The sequence below is a fragment of the Segatella salivae F0493 genome (genome assembly GCF_000477535.1).
GTDB lineage: Bacteria > Bacteroidota > Bacteroidia > Bacteroidales > Bacteroidaceae > Prevotella > Prevotella salivae.
Window position 1 is genome coordinate 124,494 of record NZ_AWGW01000003.1, and the last position, 18,318, is coordinate 142,811.

Consider the following 18,318-nt stretch of genomic DNA (forward strand, 5'->3'; position numbering starts at 1 on the left):
TCGGCTTGCTGACAGGGATTTTTTTTATTAACTTTGTCTTTATGAACAATAAATCTAATGACAATATGCTTGCAGATTCACATCCTTTAATTGCTATCGTTGGTCCAACAGCTTCTGGAAAGACGAATTTTGCAGCCCATCTTGCCGCTCGTCTTGATGCAGAAATAATCAGTGCCGATAGCAGACAAGTATATCGTGATATGACGATTGGTACAGGAAAAGATTTGGATGACTATATTGTCGATGGCCAAAAGATTCCATACCACTTAATAGATATCTGCAATGCTGGTACGAAATATAACCTTTTTAGATATCAAGAAGACTTCTTAAATGCTTATTCAGATATTGTGAAGCGAGGCAAACAAGCAATCCTTTGCGGTGGAACCGGACTTTATGTTGAATCTGTTTTGAAAGGTTATCAGCTTTCTCCTGTACCTCAAAATCAGGCGCTTCGTGATAGACTTTCAGGTAAGTCACTTGAAGAGTTAACCTTAATCTTAGAGGAGTTAAAGTTGAAAAATGGAGCAAAAATGCATAATAAGACGGATGTAGACTCGTGTCAACGTGCTATACGTGCTATCGAAATAGAAAGTCATAACCTTGAAAATCCAACAGAGAATAGGCTCTTTCCTCCAATTAAGTCGCTGATAATAGGAATTGATATAGACCGAAATACCCGGAGAAAGAAAATCACTGATAGGTTGAAACAGCGCTTAGAATCAGGTATGATAGATGAAATCAAAGGACTACTTGAGCGTGGTATTGCTGTGGAAGACCTTATTTATTATGGTCTTGAGTATAAGTTTGTGACCGAATATCTCATGGGAAAGATGGATTATAAGACTATGTTTGCGAGCCTTGAAATAGCAATTCATCAGTTTGCTAAACGCCAAATGACATGGTTTAGAGGTATGGAAAGGCGAGGGTTTGATATCCATTGGATAGATGCCTCATTGCCAATGGAAGATAAATTAAAACAGGTTGAGGAGCTTTTAGATTCCTATCATCATAGTTAAAAAATCATTTCAAAAGACTCCTCCACCTTATTTATATATAGGATGCTGATATTTTAGTCATTAAAAGTTATCCCATCTTATTAATTTTCTTAAGTTCTTCGCTATTGAGGAATTTGATTTTACGTCCATCAATCGCTATAAGTTTCTCATTAGCAAAGGCAGATAGCGTTCGGATGGCATTGCTTGTAGTCATATTTGAGAGGTTTGCCAAGTCTTCACGGCTAAGATATATGCTCAATGTATAACCGTCTTCTTCTAATCCATAATTATCTTTCAATAGAAGAAGCGCTTCGGCTAATCGTGCACGGATATGCTTTTGGGTTAGATTAACAATGCGATTTGCGAAATGTCCCAACTCTTTTGACAAGTTCTTTAGAAAGAAAAGATTGATATTGAAGTTTTCTTTCATCATCTGAATGATGATATACATGTCTATATAAGCAATGGTAGAGTCTTCCAATGCCATTGCCTCAGTTGTATAAGATTCGTCTGCAAAGTAGGCTCTGAAGCCGAAAAACTCCATTGATTTGACTATACGTATAATCTGATTACGCCCGCCTATACCCATCTTTGATACCTTAACCTTACCATGTATGAGTAGTTTCATACAATTGGGATTATCTATATCCCTATATATATATTGGCCTTTTATGATTCTTTTAATTTGAACATTGTCGAGGAATGCCTTCTGTTGGTCTTCAGATATAGGTCCCCATAGATGTATGAGGGCCTTGATAACCTCGTTCCTTGTGTTATCTTGATTTAGCATCTTGCATTAATTATTAATTACAATCTTTGTTATTAGCGATTACAAATATAATAAAAAACTCTCAATGTCATCCTCATTTTTGACAAAATTATACGATTTGTTGATTTAAAAGTAGTTTTCTTTAAAAAAGATATGCATTTTATTGGTGCATTTATTGAAATTGATTAACTTTGAGAACAAGTGAAGACGCTGACTCTTTACATTAACCAAAGCATATAGAACATAATAAACCTTAGTACAGAACTATGAGCTATCTAAAGTTTGAAAAGGCATTGATGACGAACTTACAAGAGTCGTTGCAACGCGAGTTGCTTCGAACGAATCGTTCAGGTGCATACGCTTGTTCTACGATTGTGGACTGCAATACGAGGAAATATCATGGTTTGTTGGTGGTTCCCGTGCCGGAAATCGACGACGAAAACCATGTTTTATTATCTTCTTTGGATGTCACTGTCGTGCAACATGGAGCAGAATTTAACCTTGGTCTACACAAATACCATGGTGATACCTATAGCCCTAATGGACATAAGTATATCCGTGAGCTTGTTTGTGATAAGGTTCCAACAATTATTTACCGTGTAGGCGGAGTTATTTTGAAGCGAGAGATAGTGTTTCAACACTATGAAGATCGAATCCTTATACGCTATACGTTGGTCGATGCGCATTCAGATACAACCTTACGACTACGTCCTTTCTTGGCTTTTCGAAGCGTTCGGGAGTTTACACACGAGAATTCTGTTGCGAGCCGAGACTTCCAATCGGTTGATAATGGAATCAAAACACGAATGTATCCGAGTTATCCCGAACTCTTTTTGCAATTAAGTAAGTCCAACGAGTTTATCTTCCAACCCGATTGGTACCGTGGAATTGAATATTCAAAAGAGCAAGAACGTGGTTATGCTTCTAACGAAGACCTTTATGTTCCTGGTTATTTTGAAGTGAATATAAAGAAAGGTGAGAGTATTGTTTTTGCGGCTTCTACTTCTGAAATCAAAACAACGACATTAAAAAAGCTTTTTGACGAGGAGGTTGAAGAACGCACACCGCGTGATAATTTCTTTCATTGTCTTGTCAATGCTGCCCACCAATTCCACATTCATGAAAAGAATGATGATCGTTATATCCTTGCAGGCTATCCGTGGTTTAAGTGCCGTGCGCGTGACATGTTTATCGCATTGCCAGGGCTAACATTATCCATTGAAGAGCAAGAATACTTTGAACTCGTGATCAAAACTGCTGAACGAGGGATAAAAGAGTTTATGGAAGGCAAGCCACTTAGTGTGAAAATCACTGAGATTGAGCAGCCCGATGTCTTGCTTTGGCTTATCTGGTGTCTACAGCAATATGCCAAAGAGGTCGGTCTTGAAGCTTGTTTGAAGCGCTATGGAAAGTTTATGAAGCAAGTACTTCAGTTCATAGAAGAAGGTAAGCATCCTAATTTGGAAGTAAAGGAAAATGGACTTCTATATACTGATGGACGTGGAAAATCTGTTACTTGGATGAACTCCAGTGTGAATGGCAGCCCTGTTGTTGTTCGAACGGGATACATAGTAGAGTTCAATGCATTATGGTATAACGCATTAAAGTTCTGTTCTTCTTTGGCAGAATTAAACAATAACCATAAAGAAGTAGCTCATTTGGAAACGTTAGCAGAGCGTTGTCAGCAATCATTTAGTAAGGTTTTCTATAATGAATACGGCTATTTGTTTGACTATGTTAATGGTGGTTCGCAAGATTATAGCGTTCGACCGAACATGATTTTTGCCGTAGCTCTCGATTATTCTCCATTGTCTCAAGAGCAAAAGAAGAGTGTACTTGATGTGTGTACCCGTGAACTTCTGACCCCAAAAGGCTTGCGTTCACTATCTCCAAAGAGTAGTGGTTACAACCCAATCTATACTGGTCCACAGGTGCAAAGAGACTATGCCTATCATCAAGGTACTGCTTGGCCATGGCTTGGAGGCTTTTATATGGAAGCATGTTTGAAACTATATAAGCGCACAAGGCAAAGCTTTGTTGAACGCCAAATGGTTGGATATGAAGATGAAATGTTCCAGCATTGCATCGGAACTATTCCAGAACTATTTGATGGCAACCCGCCTTTCCATGGGCGTGGAGCTATTTCTTTTGCTATGAACGTGGCCGAGATACTGCGTACACTCGAACTCTTGGAACGCTATAACTTTAATTCTGGGGAGGAAAGAAAATGAAAATCTTGATGTTTGGATGGGAATATCCCCCTCATGTTTATGGTGGTTTAGCCACGGCTAATTATGGTATCACAGAAGGTTTGCACGCACATGGTAATGCGGAAATTACGCTTTGTCTCCCCAAACCATTTGGAGATGAAGACCGAACACCGGCAAACATTCTTGCAATGAATTGTGTTCCCATTGCATGGCGTGACGTGAATTACGATTATGTTAAAGATAGAGTAGGGCATGTTATGAGTCCTGAACTCTACTATCAACTACGTGATCACATCTATGGTGACTTCAATTATATGCATGTTAACGACCTTGGCTGCATGGATTTTGCAGGAGGTTATCCTTCAAACCTGCATGAAGAGATTAATAACTACTCTGTTATTGCAGGCGTAGTTGCCAGGACTTTAGACTTCGATATTATTCATGCACACGATTGGTTGACTTATCCTGCTGGCATACATGCTAAGCAAGTGACTGGGAAACCATTGTGTATACATGTTCATGCCACTGATTTTGATCGCAGTAGAGGCCAAGTTAATCCCACTGTTTACGGCATAGAGAAAGATGGAATGGATAATGCTGACTGCATCATGTGTGTCAGTGAATTGACACGTCAGACTGTAATTCATCAGTATTATCAAGATCCTCGCAAGGTGTTTACAGTGCATAATGCCGTTTATCCGTTAAAGAAGGAATGGCAAGATATACCTCGTCCAGACCATAGAGGAAAAGAGAAGGTTGTGACATTCTTAGGGCGTATCACGATGCAGAAAGGCCCAGAGTATTTCATTGAGGCTGCCAACATGGTGCTCCATCGCACACGAAACATTCGTTTTTGTATGGCGGGATCAGGTGATATGCTTGATCAGATGATTTATTTAGCAGCAGAACGCGGTATTGCAGACCGTTTCCATTTCCCTGGTTTCATGCGAGGAAAGGAGGTTTATGAATGCTTAAAAGATTCCGATGTCTATGTAATGCCTTCGGTAAGTGAGCCTTTTGGAATCTCACCACTTGAGGCAATGCAATGTGGAACGCCATCGATTATTTCGAAACAGAGTGGTTGTGCCGAGATTCTTACCAATTGTATAAAGATGGATTACTGGGATATTCATGCACTTGCTGATGCAATTTATAGTATCTGTTGTAATGAAAGTCTTTTCGATTACCTTGCTGTTGAAGGGAAAAAAGAGGTCGATCAAATCACATGGGACAAGGTAGGACAATGGATTTACGAGCTTTATGAGCGTACGTTAGGCTGGAAATAAATTATATAATATAATGTTTGACCAAATAATCATCAAGTAAAGAATATGAAAACAATTTGTTTATATTTCGAGATACATCAGATTATACATCTTAGACGCTATCGTTTCTTTGATATAGGAACCGACCATTACTATTATGATGACTATGAAAATGAGCATAGTATAACAGATATTGCAGAACGTTCCTATATGCCTGCACTCAACACCCTACTCGAAATGATTAAGAATAACGGTAATTATTTCAAGGTAGCATTCTCACTTAGCGGTGTGGGTATGGAGCAATTAGAGATGCATGCCCCTCAAGTGTTGGAGAAATTACAAGAGCTTAACGAGACGGGGTGTGTGGAATTTTTGGCTGAACCCTATTCACATGGACTTGCTTCTTTAGTGAACGAAGAAAGCTTTGCAGATGAAGTAAAACGGCAATGCACTAAAATCAAAGAGTATTTTGGCCAATCTCCGAAGGTGCTTCGCAACTCTTCACTCATCTATAGCGATGAGATTGGCTTCCAAGTAGCTCAAATGGGATTCAAAGGTATGCTTACTGAAGGTGCAAAGCATGTCTTAGGATGGAAGTCTCCACATTATATCTATAGCAGTGCAATGGCTCCTCAGTTGAAGTTATTACTGAGAGATATCCAACTTAGCGATGATATTTCTTTGCGTTTCAATAATCGTGATTGGCCAGGATATCCATTGTTTGCCGATCGTTACATTGATGAGATTGCGTCATTGCCTGAGCAAGAGAAGGTTATTAATATCTTTATGGAACTTTCAGCCTTAGGAATTGCACAACCTTTGTCCAGCAATATCCTCGAATTCTTTAAGGCTTTACCTGTTTGTGCAAAGGAAAAGGATATTACATTCTCTACTCCTTCCGAAATCTGTAGTACGTTTAAACCTGTCGATACATTAAGTGTTCCGGACACTTTAAGCTGGGTTGACGAAGAACGTGATGTTAGTTCATGGCTTGGGAACCCTATGCAGCGTGAAGCTTTCAATAAACTTTATAGCGTGGCCGACCGTGTTAGAATTGCCAATGATGCACGAATCAATCAAGACTGGGACTATCTTCAGGCCAGCAATAACTTTAGATTTATGACTACAAAGCCTTCACGTATTGGCATAGATCTTGGTATTTACAGCAGTCCTTTTGATGCTTTCACCAACTATATGAATATTTTGGGCGACTTTATCACTCGTGTCAATAACCTCTATCCAGCCGAAATAGGAAATGAAGAACTTGAGAGTTTGTTGACAACCATAAAGAATCAGGGTGATGAATTGGCCATGAAGGATAAAGAAATCGTTCGATTGCAGGCCAAAATAGAAAAGATAGAGGATGCAAATAAGAAAGAAGGAGTGAAGGAACCCAAGGCTAAGAAGCCGTCAACCAGTAAGAAACCGGTGGCGAAAAAGCCTACAACTAAGTCTAAAAAGTCTGTAGAAGAACAGAAAAAAGATAAGAAATAGGTAGTTATCACAATTTAACTACATCATAAAAAAGCACTCGGCGGTTGTCCGCCGAGTGCTTTTGTTTGTATAACTAATTTCTCTTTATGATATAATCTAAGTCAGTGTTGCTGATGATAGCACAGCTTTGTGTTCAAAATACGTGTGTCGATAGTCTATCATAAATAAGGGGATTGTCAACAATCCAAACTTGTTTATGCCAAAAGTCAAGTAACATTTACATGATTAATGCAAATAATGAGGCACCAATTACCGTCAATATACCGCTGACAACAATCGAAAGACCGCTCGTAGCGCCTTCAATGGTTCCGATTTCCATAGCTTTTGCAGTACCAATTGCATGCGAAGCACTTCCTATTGCGATACCTTTTGCAATGGGTTCCTCTATCTTAAGGAGTGATAAAAACTTCTCCGCGAAGATGTTACCCAATACACCTGACACAATGATTACTACCACTGTAACCGATACATAACCACCTAATTCCTCTGAAACGCCCATGCCAATAGCAGTCGTTATGGACTTAGGGAGGAAGGTTGCATACGTGGCATGATCAAATCGAAAGAGTAGGGCGAGGAGCAAAACGGTTAGTAAACTCGACGCCACTCCAGCCGTAATACCCGATATAATTGCCTTATAATTCTTCTTCAAAAGCTCCACTTGTTGATACAATGGCACGGCAAGACATATTGTTGCTGGTGTGAGAAGGTAACTCAACCAGTTTGAATCTACGTTATAATCTTCATAACTTACGCCGGTCAAAAGCAAGCAGGCAATGACTAAAATGATTGCAATCAGTAGAGGATTCATAAAACTCCATCCCGTCTTTTTCCTGAGATACATACCTATTACGTATGAACCAAGGCTGATTAATACGCCGAAATAAATCGAATCTGTTAGCATATTGTTGTTGTTATCCTATTTTGTTGCTTTCTTTTCTTTCTTATTTCTACGAATGATTCGTTGTGTAACATAGCCCGCAGCGCCCATAACTGTGAACGTACTCACTGTGGTTACAACAACGTATTGCAGGAGATTTGAACGTATTTCAGCCCAAGAATCAATCAAACCGACCGCTGCCGGAATGAACATCACGGGCATAATAGCTATTAAAAAGATGCTTGTTTCGCGCACATCATTTACTTTTACCCATTTCATCAATAGCGCAATAAAGAGCAACACAATGCCGTAGATGCTGGCAGGGATGGGCAATGGAATCAGAAAATGCAAAAGCTCTCCAATAAATGTGAATGCGATGATGATGATAAATTGTTTGATGAACTTCATCTTTGCACGTTTACTTTAGATTAATCTCACGTATATATTGTTCTATAAAGTCTGCAGAGTTCTCCGTACCCAAGCGTATACTGTCGAAACATAGGTCGTAATCGTTGGCTTCTCCCCATTTCATCCCTGTGTAATACTTATGATAACGCACTCTGCTTTCATCCAAATCATGCACAAATTGTTTGGCTTCTTCATGACTGATATGCTCCTCTTTTACAATTGCAGAGATGCGACCTTGAAGACTACCTTTTAGGAATATGGAGACAAGATCCTTGCGATTTCTGAATATATAGTTACCACATCGGCCGATGATAATACAATCTTGCGAACCAATTAAATCGTAAAGAATCTCAAACGCCTTACAATTTGCAACCTTAGGTTCGTCATCAAACTGAGAGATTGCAAACATAAGTTCGTCTACTGGGCGCTCTTCAAAGAAGTCATCCATCTCTTCTAAGACTCCTTTTTGACGTACCATCTCTAATAGATTCTTACGGGTATAGAATGGAATACCATAGAAAGCAGACAGCTGTTCGCCAATGTGTAACGCGCCACAGCCGCATTGTCGTGCAATCGTTATTATCATAGGATTTTACTTTATATTGTTATCTTGACATTGCAAAATTACAAATAATTTCATAGATATTCTTTCTTTATCATTTTTTTTTCGTCATTTCGCAAGATTGGTTGTATTTTATGTGTTATAGGTTAAGTAGGAAAGACGTAGTTTCTCTTAAGCTTTTATCGAAGTTTTCTACACAAATTTGTTAAAAAGTTATAGCTAAGCGTTGGTTTGATAAGGCCTATGCGTAGGCTATTGCAGGGGCATTTGTAAGTTTTGTTAGGCTCGGTTTGTTATATAGATGTAGCTTGTTGGTAATCAATAGCATAGGAGGTGTTTTGCAAAGTGTGTCATTTTATGGCGTGATATACGTCAAATGATGAAGTAAAATGAATGGTTTCACGCATTAAAATGGCTGAAAATATTTTCTTATTCTCTTATCGTTATTTCCCATTTACATTCTATTCATCATGAGAAATAAAAAAAGGCAGTCCTCGCATGGACTGCCTTTTGTATGTAATTAGATTTGAAATGTGTCGGATTTTATCGCTGTGCACCCACTTTCAACTTGCTAATGTCTTTGTTCATCACAGTGAACTGGCCTTTCGCTGGATTCTGATAGTTGGGATTATCGCCATTCTTGCCAGAAACATCTCCATTCCAATAGAGGCTATTATCTTTGTCGCTTGCTGCAAAAATGTTGGCATTATTGCAGTTAAAATAATAGTTGTTGCGGTATTCAGGCGTAGAGGTTGTAGCCTGATTCGTATATACCGCCTTCGTATTGGTAATGAGATTGTTGGCTACTTTGATTCGTTGACCACCTTTCTTTCCATTAAACCGCACATAGAGGATACGTTTACCATTGGCGTCATTCATACAATTATCAATCGTGTTTTGTGTGATATTGATCTCCGGAATGGGGTTGCCAAAGCTGTTAGAAGCATCATCATAGCGTATGAAATCACGCTCAGTAGCGCAATTATAGATAACGTTGTTATTGATGTTCAAGCTCTTTATATAGCCTTTTCGGCAGTCAAAGAGGTCGCCTCCATCACAAACGATGTCGTGGATGAATGAGTTTTGAATATTGATGGCTTCGATAGTAGCACCTACATTGATGTAATAGAATCCCTTCATCACTGTGCCTGACGAAACCGCTCCATAGAACTCACAATTATTTATGTCGAGTTTCTTGTAGTTAGTTGCCGTCTTATAATTGAAGAACTGGTCGTTAGAAGCATTCTTTGTGCCATCAACAATGACGTTGGTTAATGTCAATCCTGCTCCATTCTCCAATTGGAAGCGTCCCTGAATCTTTGGCTTTGCAGTCTGATATATACCCTTAATGACGATGTCTTTATTGATAACGGCACTACCTGCGCCATCTTCTCCAGACCCACCACTAATCTTATAGGTACCATTATACAAGGCAAATACCTGATTAGCTGTGGCATTTTCTAACATCTCACTAAAGTTGTCAGTAGAGCGAACGATAGTTGCGCCCGAGAGATCAATAATGGTTTTGAAGCTTTTTGAACCGCGTTCTTTGCCATTTCGATATAGTTTGAGCGTGTAATCTGTTTCGGGTTGCAGTCCTGTTACATGCGCACGACCATTAGTTTTATCGTTTTCTGTCAGTGTGTATTGAGTTACTTTATTGCCAGTTGTCTTGTTAAACACTGTGATGTTATCAACCTCTTCGCCTGCTGGCCAATGGGCAACGACATCTCTATCACCAACATCTTCAAGCGAGAATGAGGTGAGAATCTGTTGTGCACTGGTGCGGAAATAAACCTCACTCCACTTAGAATTGCGTGAAACATCAGCGCTATCAAGGGCCATTACGCGTGCAGAATATTTCGTATCATATACAAGATTCTCTAACTTAACCGTTGGATTATTGACTTTTAAGGTAAGCGTTGGCTTACCAGTAAACGTGAGACTATCGTCTGCATAGACTTCAATCTGATAGTTTTTCACGCCTGATGAGGCTGTCCAATTTAGGGTTGCATTACTTTCTCCGATGTTTTTTGCTTCGAGATCTATAGGAGAAAATGCTCTATCGAAGATGATATTTTTAATCTCCTCCATAGGACTTTCACAGGCTGTTAGGCCAAAAGAAAGGCCTAACAAACATGTGGTGATGATATGATTTGTTTTCATTTTGTTTCTTGTTATTAGTCAGACAATTGGCCATAGATGCCATTATTATTGAGCATTCCATTGCTATTGTTGATGAATGTTTGCCAGATGGGCCATAGACAATGGGTGCTTGGTTTGACAACATATAAGCCTTGGATGTAGTCTTCGGTAAGAAGATTGAGGCCAGTCTTATTATCTACGAACCAGTTTTTAGATGTCCAACCGGCATTTTTCAGTTCCTGTATCTTGGTGTTATTATCTTCTCCCTTATTAAGTCCATAGACTTGGATGTTATTTGCATCGGTAGTGGCATTGATATAAACCTTATCAGGCAGGCCTGCATAACGCCCGGTGCGGTTAGAAAGTGCGTTGAGTTTCTCAACTTCTTCAGCCATTTTGCTGTCGATAATGCCCCATCTAACGAGGTCAGCCTTGCGTAATGACTCGCCTGCGAACTCCAAAGCACGTTGCTCAACAATGCCTTCAAAGAACGCATTCTTACTTGCTGTGTACTTTGTTTTGAGTGCCATTACCTTGGCAGAAGGAAGTACTCGTGCAAGAACGGGTTCCATATAGGTCCATGCTTTCGCTGTGTTTCCAAGTGCATTCTCGGCTTCTGCTGCCATCAAATAAACATCGGCAAGACGCATATACTGCCAATTGACACCATCGTCATTAGTAGAAGTGACGATGCGATTCATCCATTCATAGCGTAATTTGCCAAAGCACCATTTATTGATAGACCTTAACTGCACTGACGCTTTACCCTTACTGTCAAGATCTTTACCCCATTCGTAAGGCACACAAGTAATATCTCGGCGCACATCTTCTGTGTCATAATCGTAGTAAAGGGTAGGAGTGGGGCCATTTACACCACCTTGTGCCTGTCCCGTATATTGGTCTTTAGCATTATGTTTGATACCCAATGTGTAGAGAACACGGCCGCGTCCTGCTGAGAAAGGTATTTCCCAAAGGCTCTCTCCGCCTGCAGTGACGTTGTCTTGGCAAAGTTTTGTGAAGTTCTCTTTGAATGAACCAAGTTCATTTTTGCCAGAGTTGATGACGTCTTCACATTCTTTGCGTGCAATCTCATACATCTTTTCAGGAGCCAGTTCTGGGTCTTTTGAAAGGCGATATCCATCACCACGTAGGCCATATCCACCGGCGTAAAGAGCGATTCTGGCACGTAAAGCCTTCACAAAACTCTTGCTTACGCGTTCTGTTGTCTTTGTAATTGCATTCTGATTTGGCCAATAACAATAACGTTCTGCCTCTTTTAGATCGCTTAAAAGCACCTTATAGATGGAGTCACGGTTTGTGCGTGGCAAATAGATGTTATCGTTGTTGTTTGGTGAAAAGCGTGCAGGCACGTCACCCCAAGCCTTTGTTAAGTCGGTATAAATGACTGCTCTTAGCGTTAAAGCTTCACCCAACAGCTGAGCCATATCAGGGTTTTTGTCTATGTTTCCGTACTTTCTGATACCAGCAATTGCAAGGTTTGCACGCTCAATTCCCTCGTAAAACTTAGAATAAGCGTTATTATCGGTATTCATTAATGAATTGTTTGCCGGTGTGTCAAAGTTCCAAAGGCTTTGCTTTTCGTTTGTAGCGTTGGACTTGGATGGCGGCGTTCCACTTCCTACTTCCACATCATTATTGAGGCCATAATAAGGCAAAAAGCGACCTCGATAGGAGTTAGTTTCGCCGAAAGAAACGTTTACTGACATGAGCTCGGCCTCTGCAAGAGCGTATGTAGAGAATGTCGTTGATTCATCAAGTGATGATTGTGTGGGGGCATCTAAATCGCAAGAAGAGAAGGCAATGCCTGTAACCACAACCGACAATAATGTGTAATTGATATATCTTTTCATAGAGATTCGTTTAGAAATTGAGATTTAAGCCGATAACAAATGAACGACTCTTTGGATAAGCTGAATAGTCTACGTTTGGTGTAAGCGCTGTCTTTCTGAAGGTATCTGCTTCAGGATCGAAACCCGAATAACCTGTTATAGTAAACAGATTATAGCCTGTGCAATAAACACGAAGGCTGTTTATGCCAACACGATGCGTCAGATGGTTAGGTAAGGTGTAACCAATGGTAAGCGTATTCAAGCGTAAGAATGATGCATCTTCTATTGCCCAATCAGTTAAAACCATTTTAGACATATAGGGAGACCACATCGTTGTATGCTCATTTAGCTTAGCAAGACGATCTGGATCATTAGATAAGAGTCCTGTTTCTGGGTCGAGATTGGTCCATCGTTTACCTTCTTTCATCACGTCAATCATGTTTCGGTAGATGTATTTTCCAGTTGTTGTATATTCTATTTTGTTGGCATTGTATTCCTGATTACCAATAGAATAATTGAACTGTGCAGACAAATCAAAGTTGTAAACGCGTGCATTGATGTTGAAACCACCAAAGCAATCGGGGGTAACATCACCTATTTTTACTTTATCACTCGCTGTAACCTTATGGTCACCATCTTGATCTTTTAGTTTCAAAGCACCCGGACGAAGTTTCCCTATGATAGCGGTTGCATCATCAACACCATCTTTTAATGTCCACTTGTCTGTCGATGCATTATATCCTGTGAAGTCAGAAACCTCGTAACGGCCAGCATTTTGATAACCAACGATTTCACCAACACGGCCTCCAACGGCTACAACATACTCGGGATCGATTTCACTTGATGCCCAATGTGTATCGTTATAGTAGTCCTTTATGCCAAGTTGTATAATCTTGTTTCGGTTGAAATTGATATTACCGCTTAGGTCAATACCCCAATTTCTCTTATTAACAACGTGCCAAGTGAACGTCGTTTCAAAGCCTGAATTCTGTGTTTTTCCGAGATTCCTATACTGGAATTCGTAGCCAGTTCCAGACACAGGGAAGGCTATTAACAGGTCTTTTGTGGTATTCTTATAGAACTCAAAGCTTCCATTTAGCTTGCCATTGAACAATGTCCAGTCTAATCCTATGTTGCGAGTTATCGTTGTTTCCCACTTCAAATTGGGGTTAGCCATGAAGTTAGATGGTCTTAACAAGGTCGTAAAACCATTCACCCAAGTACGCTGAGATGACGTAGCTGAGTAGGTCATATACTCCTGAATGAGTTGTCCAGAGGGTATATTGTTGTTACCAGCTGTACCAAAACTCAAGCGAATTTTAAGGTCATCAAGCCACTTTTTCGTGCTATTCATGAACTTTTCACTCGTGATTCTCCATGCTAAAGCGGCTGAAGGGAAGTAGCCCCAACGGTTTTCTTTAGAGAACTTTGAAGAGGCATCAGCGCGGAAAGTGACGCTCGCTAAGTACTTATCTTTATAACTATAGTTCGCACGGGAGAAGAAAGAGAGTAGTTTATCATCTGGAGAATAGAAGTCACTTGTACCAGAAGCTGTGCCTTGTGAGGACAAACGCCATGCTGTTGCGGCATCGTATGTCTTGGGGAAGCCTACAATTTGATTGATGTTCTCATGTTCTTTTGTGATGATATATTCATGTCCAAGTAACATGTTTAGGCTGTGATCTTTGTTCTTAATGAGGTTCTTGAAGTCGTAATTTATTGTGTTTGTATTACGGAATCTCTCACGAACATCGTTGTCAAGGCTAATTAATGGATGATCAGCGAAAGCTTGATCGGCATAGTTTCTGGCTTGATATGAAGTCAAACCATAGTAGCGTTCATCATACATCGTGTAGTAATCATATCCAAATTCAGTTTTCAGCGTGAGGTTTTTCATAATTTCCCAGCCAAAGGCTCCAGCCATATTGAAATTCTTATTCTGCTTTTTTTCGTCGTTATCTGCTGCAGAAGTGATAGGATCGAATATGTTCATATCGCTATCATCGAATGAAGTATTGGCCTCATCCAATCCTTTTAGTGGAATAACGGGATAGATAACAGCATCCTTTAAGCGTTTATCTGTATTGTAACTTCCCTTTGCATCATTGGCTCCTCCGCCTCGAACTTTAGTATCGCTAAAGCGTACTTGCAAGTCGATGGTAGTTCTTTTTGAAGGTTTTGTGTTTAGTTTCAGACTGAAGTTATCACGTTTAAAGTTTGAGCCTATCATGATAGCTTTGTCATTTATGTGTGCATAGCTGAAGGAATACTTTATGTTTTCTGTACCGCCTGTAATGCTTAAGTTATGGTTGTAGGTATGACCTATTCGCCCATATGTCATATCTTGCCAGTCATTTCCTTTCACATTGTCGTACAAATCAATATCTTGATAATTGCCAAAATAATCTGTATAAGAGGAGATTTTACTTGGGTTATTATCATTTTTGAGTAAAGCCAGCTCGTATTGCCATTTAGCATAGTCAGAAGGAGATAACACATTCATCTTCTTTGCAATCTTTTTCCAACTATAATATGTGTTGTAACTCACATTCACTTTACCCGATTTACCATTTTTTGTAGTAACAAGTATAACACCATTTGCACCTCGACTTCCATAGATTGCAGTCGAAGAAGCATCCTTTAACACGGTGATATCCTCTATATCTGTAGCCGGAATGTTGCTAATATCGTCAACAGGGAAGCCGTCAACAATAAAGAGTGGAGCATTACTTTGTGTGATTGAACCACCTCCACGCACACGAATCTTCACCGTAGCATCAGGAGATCCTTCGGAGGTGCTTACCTGAACACCGGCCAATTTACCTGTTAAAGCTTCCGAAGCAGAGGCAACTGGTACCGAAGCAAGCGCTTCACTACCCACTGTAGACACTGAACCTGTGATGTCTTTACGCTTTACAGAGCCATAACCAATGACAACTACGTCATTCAAACTCGTGGCTTCATCTTCAAGAACAACGTCAACAGTAGTCTTTCCAGCAACACTTAATGTCTGCGTTTTCATGCCGACATAAGATACTGTGATTTTCTTTGTGTTCCCTTTCAACGTGAGAACAAAGTTTCCTTCAAGGTCGGTGATAACACCATTTCCGTGACTTCCAGTTTCCATCACCGTCGCTCCGATGATCGGTTCGCCAGACTTCTCACTCACGGTTCCCTTGATTGTCTGCGCAGATAGATTCCCTACAAGTAGCAATAGGAAGCCAATTAGCGCAATCCGAATTGGTTTCAATTGAATAAGCATACTTTTTTTGTTTTATTAGATTAGTATAATATTACGATTACAAAATTAATAAATTAATTTATATCGAACAATATTAAACGTTAAAATATTTAATATTAAAACGATTTTTTCTTCATTTCATGAGTTCGTTACGTGATTTATGTCTTTTAAAACAAAATGAATCATACGCTTCATAGCCTTATTCTTCACCTTATTTTATGGCTTTGCAATTCATTTTTTAGTTCAGTTATCCCTTTCTTTGATATAGAGTTCCCATTTGGTCTCATGATTTTATGTGATTCAAGAAACCACTTCTACCTCTGATTAATAATCTTTTAAGTTTTTATCTAAATTTCCTTATAAAGTCATTATATATATATAATTTCGTCATGAAGATGTTAAAAAAGTAATTTTCCAGTCGAAAAATTTGTTTTTCTCATTCATATAACTTATATTTGTCACATATTTTTTTAATGATTTAGAGCTTTTCTAAATCGCTTTCGAGGTTGGGTGCTTCCTGCTCCAACCTCTTTTTTATTTGAAAAATTTGGCAGAACGTGAAATTTAATCTATCTTTGCATCGTGTAGCCCTTTACATTTGACGAGATGACTGCGTTCTTCTTAGTTGAAAAAGTCTTGAACTACATCAGCACAAATTCGTATATTCACATTATAACAACTGCGCCTATAGAACAATTTTACTTAGAATTAAAGTTTTAAGGAATGAAGAATCTAAATGTAATGACTGATGAAGAGTTGGCCATGGACTATGTGAATGGCAACAATCGGGCATTTGATGAATTATTATTTCGACATCAATCAAAATTGTTTTCCTACATCCTTTTCGTAGTGCGCGACCGCGAAATTGCTGATGATCTCTTTCAAGAGACGTTTGTAAAGGTTATCACTAAGCTGCAAGAAGGGAAGTATTCACCAAGCGGAAAGTTTAGCGCTTGGATGATGCGCATTGCACATAACGTCATCATGGACCTTTATCGTGGACTGAAAGTGCAAAAGATTGTAGACACTTCTGATGATAACGACCTCTCTAACATCAGCACAAACGACTTTTATTCGATGGACATTGAGAGTCAATATGTCAATGCACAGGTGTTGAAAGATGTGAAAAAACTGATGAATTTCTTGCCTGCTTCACAACGAGAAGTGGTTTATATGCGTTATTATCAGCAACTTTCGTTCAAAGAAATCGCTGAGATGACAAACGTAAGTATTAATACCAGTCTTGGGCGTATGCGCTATGCAATCCTAAATTTGCGTCGCATGGTGAAGGAAAATGAAATCACCTTGCAGATGGTTTAACACGGAAAATGTGTTGGATTACTACATATCATTTTATAATCCAACCAATAGCATCTTGTTATTTCAGTTTTTTCAAGGCTTCGATAGTAGCATAAGGGTCTGTGCTCTTGAACACATAACTTCCACTTACCAGTACATCGGTCCCAGCTTTCACAAGTCGTGGGGCTGTTTCGGCTTGCACTCCACCATCTACTTCTATGAGTGCATGCGACCCTGTTTCATTGATTAGGCGACGCAATCTCTCTACCTTTCGGATGGTGTTCTCTATGAATTTCTGTCCACCGAAACCGGGATTGACACTCATTAGCAGTACCATGTCAACGTCACGGATAATGTCTTCGAGCATGAACACAGGCGTTGAAGGGTTTAAGGTGACTCCCGCTTTCATCCCAGCAGCATGAATTTGTTGGATGGTTCGATGCAAATGGGTACATGCTTCATAATGTACATTCATCATCATTGCACCAATCTTAGCTGTCTGTTCGATGTATTGTTCGGGGTGAACAATCATGAAATGAACGTCTAAAGGCTTTTTACAAACCTTGCTAACTGCCTCAAGAATAGGGAAGCCAAACGATATGTTGGGCACAAAAACCCCATCCATTACGTCAAGATGTAACCAGTCTGCCTCGCTATTGTTAATCATTTCAATCTCATCTTTCAGATGAAGAAAGTCGGCTGCCAATAGAGATGGCGAAACTAAAGTTTTCATTCGTATTTGATTTTTGAATTTAATTGAGACAGAATGCCGTATTCTTTCCGTTCACACGAGCCACCCGATAGGTGTAGGCTATCTGTTTAATAAGTTGCAAAGTCTTTTCAGACGGCAACGATTCTTTTGGCGAAAAACATTTCATAGGCATTCTGTTTTGGCGTCGTTTTTGTTCTTTTTTGAGTGGATTCTTTTGTAATCACCAACCAATTTCCAACTTTGTTCGAGTTGTTCGGTTGTCAAACATTCCACATTTACCCTTAGAACGTAGGATAATGGGATATATTGTGCAAAATCAGAAATTTCAAGTTACAATTTTATCTTTTATTTTTTATCACCATAAATAGAGCTGGTTTTGTACGAAATAAAATCTAAGTTTATCGCTATGCATATCATTACATTTTGCAATCTATGTCAGTTTATCGTGTAATCTACATTATTTTATCGTGTGATTTCCGTCACTTTACGTT

General features: G+C 39.4%; 14 protein-coding genes. 5 read left to right on the forward strand and 9 right to left on the reverse strand.

From position 1 onward, the window contains the following. Positions 1–41 precede the first annotated feature (41 nt). A complete protein-coding gene (gene miaA / locus HMPREF9145_RS00665; protein WP_021824449.1) occupies positions 42–1,016 on the forward strand; it encodes a tRNA (adenosine(37)-N6)-dimethylallyltransferase MiaA in 975 nt (324 codons plus the stop codon). 67 nt (positions 1,017–1,083) lie between these two features. Here the strand turns inward: miaA and HMPREF9145_RS00670 are convergent, their stop codons facing one another. Continuing rightward, complete coding sequence (locus HMPREF9145_RS00670; protein WP_021824433.1) at positions 1,084–1,785, reverse strand: Crp/Fnr family transcriptional regulator; 702 nt, start codon at positions 1,783–1,785, stop codon at positions 1,084–1,086. 245 nt (positions 1,786–2,030) lie between these two features. Between HMPREF9145_RS00670 and HMPREF9145_RS00675 the strand changes: the two genes are divergently transcribed. The 3 genes from HMPREF9145_RS00675 to HMPREF9145_RS00685 are packed head-to-tail and all read left to right on the forward strand — an operon-like array spanning position 2,031 to position 6,733. Next, positions 2,031–3,995, forward strand: coding sequence for a glycogen debranching enzyme N-terminal domain-containing protein (locus HMPREF9145_RS00675; protein WP_021824345.1), 1,965 nt, complete (start codon positions 2,031–2,033; stop codon positions 3,993–3,995). Next, a complete protein-coding gene (locus HMPREF9145_RS00680; RefSeq protein ID WP_021824352.1) occupies positions 3,992–5,260 on the forward strand; it encodes a glycosyltransferase family 4 protein in 1,269 nt (422 codons plus the stop codon). Before HMPREF9145_RS00675 ends, HMPREF9145_RS00680 begins: the two co-directional genes overlap by 4 nt. 45 nt (positions 5,261–5,305) lie before the next feature. Beyond that, positions 5,306–6,733: a glycoside hydrolase family 57 protein gene (locus tag HMPREF9145_RS00685; RefSeq protein ID WP_021824412.1), complete on the forward strand. Its 1,428-nt coding sequence runs from the start codon at positions 5,306–5,308 to the stop codon at positions 6,731–6,733. 217 nt (positions 6,734–6,950) lie between these two features. Here the strand turns inward: HMPREF9145_RS00685 and HMPREF9145_RS00690 are convergent, their stop codons facing one another. The 6 genes from HMPREF9145_RS00690 to HMPREF9145_RS00715 form a co-directional block, all read right to left on the reverse strand. Further along, positions 6,951–7,634 carry an LrgB family protein gene (locus HMPREF9145_RS00690; protein WP_021824443.1) on the reverse strand — a complete coding sequence of 228 codons (684 nt, stop codon included), beginning with the start codon at positions 7,632–7,634 and terminating at the stop codon, positions 6,951–6,953. A gap of 15 nt (positions 7,635–7,649) precedes the next feature. Further along, on the reverse strand, positions 7,650–8,018 hold the full coding sequence (locus tag HMPREF9145_RS00695; protein WP_007134079.1) for a CidA/LrgA family protein: 369 nt from the start codon (positions 8,016–8,018) through the stop codon (positions 7,650–7,652). 10 nt (positions 8,019–8,028) lie between these two features. Continuing rightward, positions 8,029–8,604 (reverse strand): cytidylate kinase-like family protein, encoded by a 576-nt coding sequence (locus HMPREF9145_RS00700; RefSeq protein WP_021824365.1) that lies wholly within the window; start codon positions 8,602–8,604, stop codon positions 8,029–8,031. Between the two features lie 519 nt (positions 8,605–9,123). Then, complete coding sequence (locus tag HMPREF9145_RS00705; RefSeq protein ID WP_036906119.1) at positions 9,124–10,674, reverse strand: DUF4957 domain-containing protein; 1,551 nt, start codon at positions 10,672–10,674, stop codon at positions 9,124–9,126. An 86-nt stretch (positions 10,675–10,760) separates the two neighbouring features. Then, complete coding sequence (locus HMPREF9145_RS00710) at positions 10,761–12,596, reverse strand: RagB/SusD family nutrient uptake outer membrane protein (protein ID WP_021824349.1); 1,836 nt, start codon at positions 12,594–12,596, stop codon at positions 10,761–10,763. 10 nt (positions 12,597–12,606) lie between these two features. Beyond that, complete coding sequence (locus tag HMPREF9145_RS00715; protein WP_021824435.1) at positions 12,607–15,837, reverse strand: SusC/RagA family TonB-linked outer membrane protein; 3,231 nt, start codon at positions 15,835–15,837, stop codon at positions 12,607–12,609. A gap of 702 nt (positions 15,838–16,539) precedes the next feature. Between HMPREF9145_RS00715 and HMPREF9145_RS00720 the strand changes: the two genes are divergently transcribed. Then, positions 16,540–17,136 carry a sigma-70 family RNA polymerase sigma factor gene (locus HMPREF9145_RS00720; RefSeq protein WP_007134074.1) on the forward strand — a complete coding sequence of 199 codons (597 nt, stop codon included), beginning with the start codon at positions 16,540–16,542 and terminating at the stop codon, positions 17,134–17,136. A gap of 58 nt (positions 17,137–17,194) precedes the next feature. On the opposite strand, the gene rpe is transcribed toward HMPREF9145_RS00720, so the two are convergent. Together rpe and HMPREF9145_RS14095 are read right to left on the reverse strand one after the other, a co-directional pair. Beyond that, complete coding sequence (gene rpe / locus HMPREF9145_RS00725) at positions 17,195–17,848, reverse strand: ribulose-phosphate 3-epimerase (protein WP_021824391.1); 654 nt, start codon at positions 17,846–17,848, stop codon at positions 17,195–17,197. A 19-nt stretch (positions 17,849–17,867) separates the two neighbouring features. Further along, positions 17,868–17,993 carry a hypothetical protein gene (locus tag HMPREF9145_RS14095; RefSeq protein ID WP_007134072.1) on the reverse strand — a complete coding sequence of 42 codons (126 nt, stop codon included), beginning with the start codon at positions 17,991–17,993 and terminating at the stop codon, positions 17,868–17,870. Positions 17,994–18,318 lie beyond the last annotated feature (325 nt).

Excerpts from the sequence above, each read along its gene's own strand:
- miaA (WP_021824449.1), top strand. The coding sequence starts at position 42 with ATGAACAATAAATCTAATGACAATATGCTTGCAGATTCACATCCTTTA.
- HMPREF9145_RS00670 (WP_021824433.1), bottom strand. The coding sequence starts at position 1,785 with ATGCTAAATCAAGATAACACAAGGAACGAGGTTATCAAGGCCCTCATA.
- HMPREF9145_RS00675 (WP_021824345.1), top strand. The coding sequence starts at position 2,031 with ATGAGCTATCTAAAGTTTGAAAAGGCATTGATGACGAACTTACAAGAG.
- HMPREF9145_RS00680 (WP_021824352.1), top strand. The coding sequence starts at position 3,992 with ATGAAAATCTTGATGTTTGGATGGGAATATCCCCCTCATGTTTATGGT.
- HMPREF9145_RS00685 (WP_021824412.1), top strand. The coding sequence starts at position 5,306 with ATGAAAACAATTTGTTTATATTTCGAGATACATCAGATTATACATCTT.
- HMPREF9145_RS00690 (WP_021824443.1), bottom strand. The coding sequence starts at position 7,634 with ATGCTAACAGATTCGATTTATTTCGGCGTATTAATCAGCCTTGGTTCA.
- HMPREF9145_RS00695 (WP_007134079.1), bottom strand. The coding sequence starts at position 8,018 with ATGAAGTTCATCAAACAATTTATCATCATCATCGCATTCACATTTATT.
- HMPREF9145_RS00700 (WP_021824365.1), bottom strand. The coding sequence starts at position 8,604 with ATGATAATAACGATTGCACGACAATGCGGCTGTGGCGCGTTACACATT.
- HMPREF9145_RS00705 (WP_036906119.1), bottom strand. The coding sequence starts at position 10,674 with ATGGAGGAGATTAAAAATATCATCTTCGATAGAGCATTTTCTCCTATA.
- HMPREF9145_RS00710 (WP_021824349.1), bottom strand. The coding sequence starts at position 12,596 with ATGAAAAGATATATCAATTACACATTATTGTCGGTTGTGGTTACAGGC.
- HMPREF9145_RS00715 (WP_021824435.1), bottom strand. The coding sequence starts at position 15,837 with ATGCTTATTCAATTGAAACCAATTCGGATTGCGCTAATTGGCTTCCTA.
- HMPREF9145_RS00720 (WP_007134074.1), top strand. The coding sequence starts at position 16,540 with ATGAAGAATCTAAATGTAATGACTGATGAAGAGTTGGCCATGGACTAT.
- rpe (WP_021824391.1), bottom strand. The coding sequence starts at position 17,848 with ATGAAAACTTTAGTTTCGCCATCTCTATTGGCAGCCGACTTTCTTCAT.
- HMPREF9145_RS14095 (WP_007134072.1), bottom strand. The coding sequence starts at position 17,993 with ATGAAATGTTTTTCGCCAAAAGAATCGTTGCCGTCTGAAAAGACTTTG.